The sequence below is a fragment of the Actinomadura rupiterrae genome (assembly GCF_024172125.1).
GTDB classification, from domain to species: domain Bacteria; phylum Actinomycetota; class Actinomycetes; order Streptosporangiales; family Streptosporangiaceae; genus Spirillospora; species Spirillospora rupiterrae.
Window position 1 is genome coordinate 16,615 of the sequence record NZ_JAMZEA010000021.1, and the last position, 13,466, is coordinate 30,080.

Sequence of the window (13,466 nt, forward strand, 5' to 3'; positions counted from 1 at the left end):
CTCCACGAGTGCCCGCCCATGACCTCCCGGGCGGGCACTCTCACGTCCGCCCCGCGCGCGTGCACGAGGATGCGCTGGCGCGCTGGTTTTGGGATGGCCCTCGTGCGCGCGGGCCCCTCGCGCCTCTTCGAGCATTCCGCTTCCAGACCGTGTCGGGTCAGCAGCCGTCTGCGGGTTCGTGCGCCCGGTCGCCTCGTCTGGGACGGGGGTCGGAGGGCTGGCGCGGCGGCGGGACGGGGTCCAGGTTCAGGACGAGGAGGGCGGCGTCGTCCTGGAGGCGGCCGCCGGCGTGGGACTGGAGGTCCGCCTGGAGGGCGTCCAGCAGGACGTCGGGGTCGGGGTGGACGAGGGCGGCGGCGCGTTCGGCCAGGGGGTAGAAGCGGCCCGACCGGTCGCGGGATTCGGTCACGCCGTCGGTGTAGAGGAGCAGGTGGCCGCCACCGGACGGCAGCGGGAGCCGGCCGGTCGGGCAGGGGTCGCCGGCCAGCGCGACCAAGCCGAGCGGGGGCGCGGGCGGCAGCGCGTCCACGAAGGTGGCGGCGCCGTCGAGGGACAGCAGCAGCGGCGGCGGATGGCCGCAGTTGAGCAGCTCGGCCGGGGCGTCCGGCGGGATCTGCAGGAGCAGCGCGGTGACGAAGTCCTCGGCGTCGGCGCGGCGGGCGAGGAAGCCGTCGAGCCGCAGGGCCATGCCGGTGAGCGTCGGCTCGTTGTGCGCGAGCTCGCGGAACGCGCCGAGCACGTCGGCGGACTGCTCCACCGCGTCCAGGCCCTTGCCGCGGACGTCGCCGACGATGACGCGGACGCCGTAGGCGGTCTCCATCACCGCGTACAGGTCGCCGCCGAGGCCGGCCTCCGCCGCGTCCGCCAGGTAGCGGACGCGGGTGCGGACGCCGCCGGTGCGGTGCGGCGCCGGACGCATCACGGCCCGGCGCATGGTGTCGGTGATCGCGCGCAGGTCGGCCTGCGCGTGGTCGCTGCGCTCGCGGCGGCGCGTGGCGACCGCCATCATCGCCGTCGTGCCGAGCACGCCGCCGGCCAGGGCCGCGAACCGCACCGCGTCGTCGCCGAGGGCGGGAACGCCGAGGACGCCGGCGGTCGCGAGGGTGGCCACGCCGGTCGCCGCGACGAACCGCCCCGAGGACGGCCGCAGCCCGGCGAGCACCGGCACGGCGATGAGCAGGCCGAGCACGGACCCGCCGTCCGGCAGGCACACGTCGGCTGCCGCGACGACCAGCAGCGCTGCGAGGGGAACGAACGCCGCCAGGTCGACACGTGGAGAGTGACGAATCCAGGCCATGGGAGGGGGGTGCCGTTCATCGTGGACCTCATCCGCGAGCCACGGTGCGCTCACGGACCGCTGTCAGTCGCCGATTGTAGCCCGATGGACACGAACCGGATCCTTTTCCGCGCCAACGGTTTCCGGACGCGCACAACCGCGCGCGCACGAGGCGGTCACGGCGGTAACCGCAGAAATGCCCCGCCCCGCAGGTGAGAGCCTCGCGGGACGGGGCCGGACGCGCGCTTCGATCATGCGGACAGGAAACAGTGGCCGGTTCGGGACGGAACTAAGTCACCCCGGTCATGTGGGCCAGGGGCTGCCGTTGCGGAGGACGTCGTAGCCGACGAACGTGAACATCCGGACGCCGGGACGGAAGGGCTGCGGGGTTCCCGTGAAGCGGTGCACGCCGACGCCGAACGCGCGCTCCTCCGGCGGGGAGATCCAGCATTCCTCGAAGTCGTGCTCGGCGAACCAGCCGCGGATCCGCGGGGTGATATCGGGGGCTTTGCGGTTGCGCGTCCAGACGACGAACGCGCCGGGCGCGCACAGCTGCGGCAGCAGGCCGATCGTGCGCTCGATGTCGGCGTCCCGGATGTTGCCGAACACCCCGCACACCATCACGACGTCCGCCGGGACGGCCCCGGCGTAGGCGTCGGTGCGGGACGCGTCGCCGACCACGGCCGAGACCCGCTTGAGCCCGGCGTCCCGGGCGGCCCGTCCGGCCAGGCGGACGTTGGCCGGATCCAGCTCGACCAGGCGTCCGACCAGGTCGTCGCGGCGCGGGTGGTCGCGCAGGGCCCCGATCAGGTCGCGGCCCTGCCCCGCGCATAAGCTGATCGCCCGGATCCGTCCCGGCGGCGCGGCGTCGACCGCCTCGCGGAGGCGCTGCTGGACGGTGCGCAGCCGCCGGGCCAGCGCCGACCCCGGATCGTCGTATGCGTCGTGCCAGGCGGCCCAATCCCGTCGTTCCGGCTGGTTGCATTGCTCCATGGGCAGCAATGTAGGACGCAGCGTGAATCCTCACGCACGGAACGGAACCCGTTGTCCGATCCCGGACGGGGGCTACCCCTCCGGCTCCGGAGCATGCTCGGCGCCGCGCTCCACCGGGATCTTGGGATAGTGCAGGTCGAAGGCCGGTCGCTCCGAGCGGATGCGCGGAATCGCCTTGAAGTTGTGCCGCGGCGGGGGTGAGGACGTGGCCCATTCCAGGGAATTGCCGTATCCCCAAGGGTCGTCCGCGTCGACACGCTTTCCATGCCTCCAGGTGATGTAGACGTTGTAGAGGAAGAACAGCGTGGACGCGCCGAGCAGGAACGCGCCGACGCTCGACACCCGGTTCAGCGCGGTGAACTCCTTCGGGTAGTCCGCGTACCGCCGGGGCATGCCCGCCGCGCCCAGCCAGTGCTGGAGCAGGAAGGTGGTGTGGAAGCCGACGAACAGCGTCCAGAAGTGGATCTTCCCGAGGGTCTCGTTCAGCATCGTCCCGGTGAACTTGGGCCACCAGAAGTAGAACCCGCCGAACATCGCGAACACGACCGTCCCGAACACCACGTAGTGGAAGTGCGCGACGACGAAGTAGGAGTCCTGGAGCTGGAAGTCCAGCGGCGGCGACGCGAGGATGATCCCGGTCAGCCCGCCGAACAGGAACGTCACCAGGAACCCGATCGACCACAGCATCGGCGTCTCGAAACTCAGGTTCCCCCGCCACATCGTGCCGACCCAGTTGAAGAACTTCACCCCCGTCGGCACCGCGATCAGGTAGGTCATGAACGAGAAGAACGGCAGCAGGATCCGGCCCGTGGTGAACATGTGGTGCGCCCACACCGCCATCGACAGGCCCGCGATGCAGATCGTCGCGCCGACCATGCCGAAGTAGCCGAACAGCGGCTTGCGGCTGAACACCGGGATGATCTCGGTGATGATCCCGAAGAACGGCAGCGCGATGATGTACACCTCGGGATGGCCGAAGAACCAGAACAGGTGCTGCCAGGTCAGCGCCCCGCCCACGTCCGGGTCGAACACGTGCGCGCCGAACCGGCGGTCGGCCTCCAGCACCAGCAGCGCCGCCGCGAGCACCGGGAAGGCCAGCAGCACCAGCAGGCTGGTCAGCAGGATGTTCCAGGAGAAGATCGGCATCCGGAACATCGTCATGCCGGGCGCGCGCATGCCGATGATCGTGGTGATGAAGTTGACCGCGCCGAGGATGGTGCCGAACCCGGACAGCGCCAGGCCCATGATCCACATGTCGCCGCCGATACCCGGCGACCGGATCGCGCTGGTCAGCGGCGAGTAGGCGGTCCAGCCGAACGCCGCCGAGCCGCCCGGCGTGACGAACGACAGCATCACGATGATGCCGCCGAACAGGAAGAACCAGTAGCTCAGCATGTTCATCCGCGGGAACGCCACGTCCGGCGCGCCGATCTGCAGCGGCATGATCTCGTTCGCGAACCCGACGAACAGCGGGGTCGCGAAGAGCAGCAGCATGACGGTGCCGTGCATCGTGAACAGCTGGTTGTACTGCTCGTTGCTGACGAACTGCCGGCCCGGGGAGAGCAGCTCCGCCCGGATCACCATCGCCATCAGCCCGGCGAGCAGGAAGAACGCGAACGAGGTGATGAGATAGAGGTGCCCGATCACCTTGTGGTCGGTGGTCGTGATCCAGGACACCAGCACCGATCCCCGGGTGCGCCCCTTGCGGGCGGACGCCTCGGGAAGGGGGCGGCCGAGTAGGACCATGCCGTGCTCCCTTGGGACGGGGGGTGGCTCCCTTGGGACGGGGGGTGCCCTCAACTATTCGCCGCCGCCACCTGAGACGCAAGTCACACCTGTTCACCTCGACCTCCTAGGCTGTTCCCGTGGAGCGGATACTGGTGAGTTCCTGCCTGCTGGGCAGGCCGGTGCGTTACGACGGCGCGGCCAAGCCCGTCGCGGACGCCCTTTTCGACCGCTGGCGCGCCGAGGGCCGCCTGGTCGCCGTCTGCCCGGAGATCTCCGGCGGCCTCCCCGTCCCCCGCCCACCCGCCGAGATCACCCAGGCCCCCGCCCGCACCCTCCTCCCGGTCCCACCCGTCCCACCCCGTCCCGTCCCGCAAGCCCCGGCCTACACGCAGGCACACGCCGAGGCCGCCACGCAGGCACAGGCCGCCACGGAGGCTGCCGCCGCCACGCAGGCCCCGGACGACACGGAGGCTCGTGCCGCCGCGCAGGCACAGGCCGACACGCAGGCTCGGGGCCACACGCAGGCACAGGCCGCCGCACAGGCACAGGCCGACACGGGGGCTAGGGCCGACACGGGGGCTCGGGCCGACACGCAGGCCCCGGACGACACGGAGGCTCGGGTCGACGCGCAGGCCCCGGACGAGAAGCCGCCTGCGCCGGCGGAGGGGCGGGCGCGGATCGTGACCGCGGCCGGGGAGGACGTCACGGACGAGTTCGTCCGCGGGGCGCGGGTCGCGCTCGACACCGCCCGGCAGGCCGGGGTCCGGATGGCGATCCTGAAGGAGTCGAGCCCGTCCTGCGGCAGCCACCGCGTCTACGACGGCACCTTCACCGGCACCCGCGTCCCCGGCGAGGGCATCACCGCGGCGCTGCTCACCTCGGCCGGGATCCGGGTGTTCAGCGAGGACGAACTTCCCGAAGCCGCCGCCTACCTGGCCGAACTGGAATCCTGACGAGGCTCGCATGCGCATCGCTCTCATCGACTCGGGCTTCGGCCTGCTCGCCGCCGCCGCCGCGGTCCGCCGCGCCCGGCCGGACGCGGACCTGGTGCTGTCCTGGGACCCGGACGGCGCCCCCTGGGGCCCCCGCCCGGAGGAGGAGATCACCGAGCGGGCGCTGGCCTGCGCCGGAGCGGCCGCCGCCACCGAGCCGGACGCGCTGATCGTGGCCTGCAACACCGCCACCGTGCACGCCCTGCCCACGCTGCGGCTGGCGTTCGAGCCCGCCGTCCCGGTGATCGGCACCGTCCCGGCCATCAAGCCCGCCGCGGCGGCTGGCGTGCCGGTGGCCGTCTGGGCCACGGTCGCCACCACCCACAGCGCCTACCAGGCCGACCTGATCCGCCGCTTCGCCCCGGACGTCCCGGTGCACCGCGTCGCCTGTCCCGGCCTCGCCGACGCCGTCGACTCGGGCGACCCGAAGCGCCTGCGCATGGCCATCGCCACGGCCGTCCGCGCCACCCCCGACGACGTCAAGCGCGTCGTCCTGGGCTGCACGCACTACGAGCTGGTCGCTCCCCAGATCGCCGCGGCCTTCCCCTCCCCTCCCGAACTCTTCGGATCCGCGGCGGCCCTGGCCACCCAGACCCTCCGCCGCCTGGACGAGCTCCCCGCTCCCGAAGCCGCCCCCACGGGCACCGTCACCGTCTTCCAGAGCGGCCGCCAGACCGACCTCCCCCCAGCAGCCCAGCGCTACTGGTCCGCCCTCTTCCCCTCTCCCGTCTCCTGACGGAACCCCCACGCCGCACCTCACGACGTGGCCCCCAGCCCCAACAGCCGCCGCAAGGTGGCCGCACCTACGCCCCCGACGTGAGATGGCTCACCTCCAGTAGGCGGTGGGAGAAAGCGCACCACCCATGTGGACGCAGTGAAGTGGCGGCAACACATAACGGGATGCCGCGTGGTAGCGGCACGCACAGCGGACGCCGTGAGGTGGCCGCACCTACGCCCCCGACGCAAGATGGCTGCACCTCCAGTAGGCGGCGGGAGAAAGCGCACCACCCATGTGGACGCAGTGAAGTGGCGGCGACACATGACGGGATGCCGCGTGGTAGCGGCACGCACAGCGGACGCCGTGAGGTGGCCGCATCCGGGACATAGGCGGTGATGTGGGACACAACAGGCAGGTGGGCCCGCCTGAGCGGGCCGAGCTTCCCTAGGGTGGCTCAGCATGCCGACCGACGAGGAACGCGCAGCCGCCAAGTCCGCTGCGGCCGAGGTGGTGCGGAGCTGGCGCCGCGGCCGGATCCTGCTCTCGGGATATCTCGCGGCCGTGGCCGTGATCCTCTGGCCCTGGGCCTACCTGGATCGCTCCCTCCGGGATCTGGCCGAGGCCACGGGGCTTGCCCTGATCGGCGGCTTCGTTCTGCTCGGGCTGGTAAGCCTCCGCAATGCGCAGGCCGGCGCCGCGCTGGCGAAGTGGAAACCAGGGCTCCGCGCGCCCGTGAAACTCTTCGCAGGGCCGCGCCTTCGGCACCGCGGCGGGCTGCCCTACATGGTCGGGCTGCTCACGGTCACCTCCGTTTCCCTGCTGGTACTGCTCGTCTCGGACAACCTCGCCGCGACCGCGAAGGGCACCGCCCACGTGAAGTGTTCGACGGAGGTGAGCTCCGGTCGGACCGTCACGACCACGACCACCTGCCGGGGAACGTGGGTCGTGGCGGGCAGGACCTACTCCTCCGGCAAGCTGCCGCGAAAGGCCTGGGACGGAACGATCCACTACGCCCCGGACGATCCGTCCACCCTGGGTGACCGGTCGCTCAACTGGCCGATCACGTTCGTGCTCGTCGGGGCTCTGATCAGCGCGTTCACCACGCGGAGATGGATCACGCGGAGCAGGGACCCCTATCTCGCCAAGGTCGAGCGTCTCGCCACACGGCGCCTGCACCCGCGGCCTACCCCTGAACCGGCCGCCAAGGACGGCGCCTGAGTGAGCGGACGCCAACCGGAATGTCGGGTCAGCCCGGAGTAGCGGCAGGCGGCTCAGCCCGGCGTGATGGCAGGCGGGTCAGCTTGGGGTGGTGCGAGGAGTTGCCGGTGCTATGCCGGTCTTGGGGTTGGCCGGGCCTGCGCCGCCTCCTACAAACGGGGCCGTGGTCGGGCGGGTGCCCTGGCGGGCGGTGATGCCGGGGCCGTAGTGGGCGAGGACGCCGGCGGCCTCGGCGGGGTGGTCGGTGGTGACCTCGATGCGGCCGTCGGGGAGGTGGCCGCCGCTGAAGACCTCGAAGGTGGGCTGCTTGGGGTGGGCCATGATCTGGGCGACGATGCGGTTCGCGTCGGCCTCGTTGCGGTAGGCGCCGCGGATCTCCACGGTCACGTCGCGGACGGCGCCGCAGACGGCCGTGTCGAGCCGGTCGTTCGGGACGCGGTAGACGGTGACCTTGCGCCAGGTGGTGTCGATCGCGAGGCCCGCGTACCAGCGTTCGAGCGGGCCTGCCTTGCGTCCGCCCTTGGTGACCTCCTTGCCGCCGCCGACCACGTTCTCGATGGTGCGGGCGGCGCGGTCCAGGGCGGCCTGGTCGGGTGGGCCGGACTGGTGCGGGCCGGGGGTGGACGGAGTGGTGTGCCGCGGCGCGCCGCAGAACTTCGGGGCCGCGTTGACACCCGGGGGTGGCGCGGCGCCGAGCTTGAGCTCCGGGGACACCGAGACCGACCCCCGACCGGTCGCGATGTCGGGGTGCACGGTCGGGTGGGTGGCCGCCCAGATCTGCGGGACGCCCACGGCCGTCGCGGCCGCCGCGCCCGCCACGACGGCGATCGTCGCGTTGCGCGTGCGCCTGCGCCGCCGGACCCGCCGGGTCAGCTCCGCCGAACCGGCCGACAGGGGGTGCGCCTCGTCCGCCAGCTCGCCGATGCGGCGCGCCAGCAGCTCTTCGAGCTTCGACTCCATTGCCATCTCCTACTTCCTCGCCGCCGGACGGGGCTGCCGAGCGCCCGCGGTGGGTGCGGCAGCCTCCGTCCGTCCCTCGTCGGCGGTCTCGCCGTCGCCCAGCAGTTCGGCCAGGCGCTGGTGCGCCTCGCTCAGGTAGCGCTTGACCGACCCCTCGCGGCAACCGAGCTGGGCCGCGATCTGCGCGACGGTCAGATCCTCGTAGTAGCGCAGCACCGCGCAGGCGCGCTGCCTCGGTGACAGCCTCGCCAGTGCCGCGCGGACGTCCGCGTTCACCACGACCTGGGCGGACGCGTCGGGTACGTAGTCCTTGCCGTGCACCAGCGGGCTGACCCTGCGCCAGACCCGCCGGCTCCGCTTCCCGTCCAGGAACCGGTTGAGCATGATGCGCCGGACGTATCCCTCGGCCTCGTCCTGCGTGCGCCTGCCGGGCCGCGCGAACGCACGGACCAGCGCCTCCTGCACCAGGTCGTCCGCCTCGGCATCGTCACCGCACAGCAGGAACGCGTATCTCTTCAACGCCGCGCCCCGCCGGTCCGCGAGCGCGGCCATGGTCTGAGCCCAAGCAGCCATGCAGCCTCCGCCTCAACGTCGTCACCCCTGAAAAACGGCTGACGGGCACGGAACGTTGGGGTGGAATCACAACTTTGTTCTCGCGATCACTCGGCGCGCGCCACGAACCTTCGTTTGCCCTGGTCAGGCAGGTCCTGCTGGAGGAGCACCGAGAAATTATCGGGGAGGAGCGCCGCGGGTTCGTCCTCGGCGAGGCACCATTCGGCGGGCAGGGAGGGGCGGCGACGGCGCGCCTCGGCGGTGAACGCCTCCCAGAGAACCAGTCCGCTCGGCCGGACGGCCTCGATCGCCCGCAGGAAGACCTGCTCGTACCAGAAGCCCGTGCAGAGGACGATGGCGTACTTCTCGGTGGGGGACGGTCGCCAGGACGAGAGGTCCGCCTGGACGGTTGTGACCAGTCCATCCACGCCACGGCGACGCGCCTCGTCTTGGAGCAGGCGCAATGCGACCTCGGAGACGTCGATCGCCGTCACGGCACGTCCCTCGGCCGCGAGGCGCAGCGCACTGCCGGACGGTCCGCACGCGAGATCAAGCACTGGCCCGGTGGGGACGTCGGCAACGAGAGCCCAGTCGACCAGGGGATGCGGAGCGAAGCGCGGTTCACCGGCCGCCTCGTACTTCGCGTTCCAGCGCATCCGGTCCGGGTGCGTGGACAGGTCGCCGGCTCCCATCAGTACTTGGGCGGACGGCGGAACAGCCATCCGAAGAACCCGCGCCTGGGCGGACGCGCGACGATGTTCCCGCTGGCCACCGTGCCGGTGATCTCAACACGGAGGAACGTCTCCGGACTCGCCCCCTTGGCCCCCGCGGAACGCGGACCTTCACGTTCCCGCTCTTCACCTGCGCGGCGATGCGGAGGACGCCATGGCTGATGACGGCGCGCGTCAGGTCGAGCTTCACGTTGCCGCTGCGGACGGCGATGTCCATCGCGCGAGGGACGATCCACTCACCTTCGCGCGACACGCTGCTGCTCCCGACCTCGATCCGGACCAGATCCTTGGCCTTGGCACTCGGGACGGGCGACGTCTCGCTCGCGACCGCCGGCAGATCGGTCACCAGGGCCGCCAGGTCGGACTCCGTCCGCGCCGACAGCGCCTTGTCGAGCCGCTCGTCCAGCTCCTCCAGGGTCAGCCGGCCGTCCCCGGCCGCGACCCTCAACTGCTCGGCGACCCGGTCCCGGTCCTCATGCGAGACCCTCAGTTCGGGACGTCGCTCCGGCAGGTTCTCCTCCGTCATGGAGAGAACAGTATTCCCTCGGCCCGCTCCGGAGCAGCGCTTCGTTCGATAGTGGCCGATGCGATTCGCCCGGTGACGCAGAGCGGAGGACGTTCAGCACGCGCGTTCCAGACGGATGCCGTGCCCGTGAAATGCGAAAGGCCCCGCCATGAAATGGCGGGGCCTTTCCAAGAAATGTCCGGCGGCGTCCTACTCTCCCACACAGTCTCCCATGCAGTACCATCGGCGCTGAGGGGCTTAACTACCGGGTTCGGGATGGGACCGGGTGTTTCCCCCTCGCCATAACCACCGAACGATCAACGCACACACCCACGGGGGTGCGGCAAGTCTCGTCCGAGCCAGGCTCGGCATATTCTGTTGTAGCGGAACCCAGGTTGTTTTCTGGGAACCACACAGGGACGCGAACATCGTTAAGCAGGATGCGATTGGTTTGAACGCTATGTGTGTTCAAGCCACTCGGCCTATTAGTACCGGTCGACTCCACACGTTACCGCGCTTCCATCCCCGGCCTATCAACCCAATCGTCTCTTGGGGGCCTTACACACCCGAAGGTGTGGGAGAACTCATCTCGAGGAAGGCTTCCCGCTTAGATGCTTTCAGCGGTTATCCCGACCGAACGTAGCCAACCAGCCATGCCCCTGGCGGGACAACTGGCACACCAGAGGTTCGTCCGTCCCGGTCCTCTCGTACTAGGGACAGACCCTCATCAATTCTCCTACGCGCACAGCGGATAGGGACCGAACTGTCTCGCGACGTTCTAAACCCAGCTCGCGTGCCGCTTTAATGGGCGAACAGCCCAACCCTTGGGACCTACTCCAGCCCCAGGATGCGACGAGCCGACATCGAGGTGCCAAACCATCCCGTCGATATGGACTCTTGGGGAAGATCAGCCTGTTATCCCCGGGGTACCTTTTAGCCGTTGAGCGACACCGCTTCCACACGCCGGTGCCGGATCACTAGGCCCTGCTTTCGCACCTGCTCGACCTGTCGGTCTCACAGTCAAGCTCCCTTGTGCCCTTGCACTCACCACCTGATGACCAACCAGGCTGAGGGAACCTTTGGGCGCCTCCGTTACTCTTTGGGAGGCAACCGCCCCAGTTAAACTACCCACCAGGCACTGTCCCCCACCCGGATCCACGGGTGCGGGTTAGACGTCTAAGGCGACCAGAGTGGTATTTCACCAACGACTCCACGAACACTGGCGTGCCCGCTTCACAGTCTCCCACCTATCCTACACAAGACACATCAAACGCCAATGCCAAGCTATAGTGAAGGTCCCGGGGTCTTTCCGTCCTGCTGCGCGAAACGAGCATCTTTACTCGTACTGCAATTTCGCCGGGCCTGTGGTTGAGACAGCGGGGAAGTCGTTACGCCATTCGTGCAGGTCGGAACTTACCCGACAAGGAATTTCGCTACCTTAGGATGGTTATAGTTACCACCGCCGTTTACCGGCGCTTAGATTCTCAGCCTCGAACCCCGAAAGGCTCTAACCGGTCCTCTTAACGTTCCGGCACCGGGCAGGCGTCAGTCCGTATACAGCGTCTTACGACTTCGCACGGACCTGTGTTTTTAGTAAACAGTCGCTTCCCCCTGGCCTCTGCGACCACCCCCAGCTCACGGTGCAAGACCGGTCACCGGGCATGGTCCCCCTTCTCCCAAAGTTACGGGGGCAATTTGCCGAGTTCCTTAACCACAGTTCACCCGATCGCCTTGGTATTCTCTACCTGACCACCTGAGTCGGTTTAGGGTACGGGCCGCCGGCACACTCACTAGAGGCTTTTCTCGGCAGCATGGGATCACTCACTTCACCAAAAACGGCTCGGCATCACCTCTCACCCTCAATGGACCGCGGATTTGCCTACGGTCCGGGCTACAGGCTTACCCCGGGACAACCATCGCCCGGGCTGAGCTACCCTCCTGCGTCACCCCATCGCTCACCTACTACCGTCTCGGGCCCCACGCTCCCCACACGAACAAGCCCGAAGGCTCGTAAGGTGGTTCGGGTGGTTAGCATCAACGGGCTCGGCGTTGGCGCGTACCAGCGGGTACGGGAATATCAACCCGTTGTCCATCGACTACGCCTGTCGGCCTCGCCTTAGGTCCCGACTTACCCTGGGCGGATTAGCCTGCCCCAGGAACCCTTGGTCATCCGGCGCACACGTTTCTCACGTGTGATTCGCTACTCATGCCTGCATTCTCACTCCCACACCCTCCACCGCACGATCACTCGACGGCTTCACCGGACGCAGGACGCTCCCCTACCCACCCCAACTTGCGTTGGAGTGCCACGGCTTCGGCGGTGTGCTTGAGCCCCGCTACATTGTCGGCGCGGAATCACTTGACCAGTGAGCTATTACGCACTCTTTCAAGGATGGCTGCTTCTAAGCCAACCTCCTGGTTGTCACGGCAACTCCACATCCTTTACCACTTAGCACACGCTTAGGGGCCTTAGCCGATGATCTGGGCTGTTTCCCTCTCGACTACGAAGCTTATCCCCCGCAGTCTCACTGCCACGCTCTCACTTACCGGCATTCGGAGTTTGGCTGACGTCAGTAACCTTGTCGGGCCCATCGGCCATCCAGTAGCTCTACCTCCGGCAAGAAACACGCAACGCTGCACCTAAATGCATTTCGGGGAGAACCAGCTATCACGGAGTTTGATTGGCCTTTCACCCCTAACCACAGGTCATCCCCCAGGTTTTCAACCCTGGTGGGTTCGGGCCTCCACACCGTCTTACCGGCGCTTCACCCTGCCCATGGCTAGATCACCCCGCTTCGGGTCTACAGCATGCGACTATTTCGCCCTCTTCAGACTCGCTTTCGCTACGGCTACCCACCACTGGTTAACCTCGCCACACACCATAACTCGCAGGCTCATTCTTCAAAAGGCACGCCATCACCAGCAACGCCCGAAAGCGTTGAGGAGGCTCTGACGGCTTGTAGGCACACGGTTTCAGGTACTATTTCACGACCCCTCACCGGGGCACTTTTCACCTTTCCCTCACGGTACTGGTCCGCTATCGGTCATCAGGAAGTATTCAGCCTTACCACGTGGTCGTGGCAGATTCACACGAGATTTCACGGGCCTCGTGCTACTCGGGAACACACCCAGAAGCCACTGGAATTTCGTCTACCGGACTCTCACCGTCTACGGTCGGCCATCCCAAGCCGTTCAACTATCCCAGCAGTTTGTAACTCCTTACCAGGCTGGCAGGCCTGATCGGATGGTCCCACAACCCCGCACACGCAACCCCTGCCAGGTATCACACGCGCACGGTTTAGGCTCCTCCGCTTTCGCTCACCACTACTCACGGAATCACTATTGTTTTCTCTTCCTGCGGGTACTGAGATGTTTCACTTCCCCGCGTTCCCACCAACCGGCCTATACATTCAACCGGCGGCGACACCCCATGACGAGTGCCAGGTTCCCCCATTCGGAAATCCCCGGATCAAAGTCTGGTTGCCGACTCCCCGAGGCATATCGCAGGCTCCCACGTCCTTCATCGGCTCCTGATGCCAAGGCATCCACCGTATGCCCTTAAAAACTTGAACACACAAAACGATCAAACAAATCGCAACAGAGATGGATACACCAACCCCACCAACCCGAAGGAAGACGAAGATCAGCGATCCATCAGAGATGCTCGCGTCCACTGTGTAGTTCTCAAAAAACAACCGGGCCCACCAAGACGACCGAACAGAAAACCTGTCCGGCCGGGCTTGGTCCCGCAGTCCAGAAGATCCGGACACTCAACGTGCCCGTTCCTTCAGGA

The 13,466-nt window shown here is 68.0% G+C and carries 9 protein-coding genes, 2 rRNA genes and 2 pseudogenes; 4 read left to right on the forward strand and 9 right to left on the reverse strand.

All coding sequences use genetic code 11. The annotated features are described in order from the left end of the window. Positions 1-157: 157 nt before the first annotated feature. The 3 genes from FHU30_RS44940 to ctaD form a co-directional block, all read right to left on the reverse strand. Positions 158-1,297 carry a PP2C family protein-serine/threonine phosphatase gene (locus FHU30_RS44940; protein ID WP_253883854.1) on the reverse strand — a complete coding sequence of 380 codons (1,140 nt, stop codon included), beginning with the start codon at positions 1,295-1,297 and terminating at the stop codon, positions 158-160. 282 nt (positions 1,298-1,579) lie between these two features. Further along, positions 1,580-2,269 (reverse strand): class I SAM-dependent methyltransferase, encoded by a 690-nt coding sequence (locus tag FHU30_RS44945; protein WP_253883855.1) that lies wholly within the window; start codon positions 2,267-2,269, stop codon positions 1,580-1,582. Between the two features lie 72 nt (positions 2,270-2,341). Continuing rightward, positions 2,342-4,015, reverse strand: a complete 1,674-nt coding sequence (gene ctaD, locus FHU30_RS44950) for an aa3-type cytochrome oxidase subunit I (RefSeq protein WP_253883856.1) — start codon at positions 4,013-4,015, stop codon at positions 2,342-2,344. A gap of 119 nt (positions 4,016-4,134) precedes the next feature. On the opposite strand from ctaD, the pseudogene FHU30_RS44955 reads away from it, so the two are divergent. From FHU30_RS44955 to FHU30_RS44970, 4 genes and pseudogenes are all read left to right on the forward strand, one after another. Continuing rightward, a pseudogene (locus FHU30_RS44955) lies at positions 4,135-4,308 on the forward strand (2-thiouracil desulfurase family protein); the annotation flags it as partial. Positions 4,309-4,548: 240 nt separating this feature from the next. Continuing rightward, positions 4,549-4,950 (forward strand): annotated as a pseudogene (locus FHU30_RS44960) (2-thiouracil desulfurase family protein); the annotation flags it as partial. Positions 4,951-4,960: 10 nt separating this feature from the next. Then, positions 4,961-5,725 (forward strand): glutamate racemase, encoded by a 765-nt coding sequence (locus FHU30_RS44965; RefSeq protein ID WP_253883857.1) that lies wholly within the window; start codon positions 4,961-4,963, stop codon positions 5,723-5,725. Positions 5,726-6,166: 441 nt separating this feature from the next. Next, positions 6,167-6,925 carry a hypothetical protein gene (locus tag FHU30_RS44970; protein WP_253883858.1) on the forward strand — a complete coding sequence of 253 codons (759 nt, stop codon included), beginning with the start codon at positions 6,167-6,169 and terminating at the stop codon, positions 6,923-6,925. Between the two features lie 78 nt (positions 6,926-7,003). Here the strand turns inward: FHU30_RS44970 and FHU30_RS44975 are convergent, their stop codons facing one another. The 6 genes from FHU30_RS44975 to FHU30_RS45000 form a co-directional block, all read right to left on the reverse strand. Further along, positions 7,004-7,891 carry a hypothetical protein gene (locus FHU30_RS44975; protein WP_253883859.1) on the reverse strand — a complete coding sequence of 296 codons (888 nt, stop codon included), beginning with the start codon at positions 7,889-7,891 and terminating at the stop codon, positions 7,004-7,006. 3 nt (positions 7,892-7,894) lie between these two features. After that, positions 7,895-8,458, reverse strand: coding sequence for an RNA polymerase sigma factor (locus FHU30_RS44980; RefSeq protein WP_253883860.1), 564 nt, complete (start codon positions 8,456-8,458; stop codon positions 7,895-7,897). A gap of 86 nt (positions 8,459-8,544) precedes the next feature. After that, positions 8,545-9,159, reverse strand: a complete 615-nt coding sequence (locus FHU30_RS44985; protein ID WP_308211517.1) for a class I SAM-dependent methyltransferase — start codon at positions 9,157-9,159, stop codon at positions 8,545-8,547. Further along, positions 9,059-9,694: a DUF1707 SHOCT-like domain-containing protein gene (locus tag FHU30_RS44990; protein WP_253883862.1), complete on the reverse strand. Its 636-nt coding sequence runs from the start codon at positions 9,692-9,694 to the stop codon at positions 9,059-9,061. Before FHU30_RS44990 ends, FHU30_RS44985 begins: the two co-directional genes overlap by 101 nt. A 176-nt stretch (positions 9,695-9,870) precedes the next feature. Next, a 5S ribosomal RNA gene (gene rrf, locus FHU30_RS44995) occupies positions 9,871-9,987 on the reverse strand. 150 nt (positions 9,988-10,137) lie between these two features. Further along, positions 10,138-13,245 (reverse strand): 23S ribosomal RNA (locus FHU30_RS45000). Positions 13,246-13,466 lie beyond the last annotated feature (221 nt).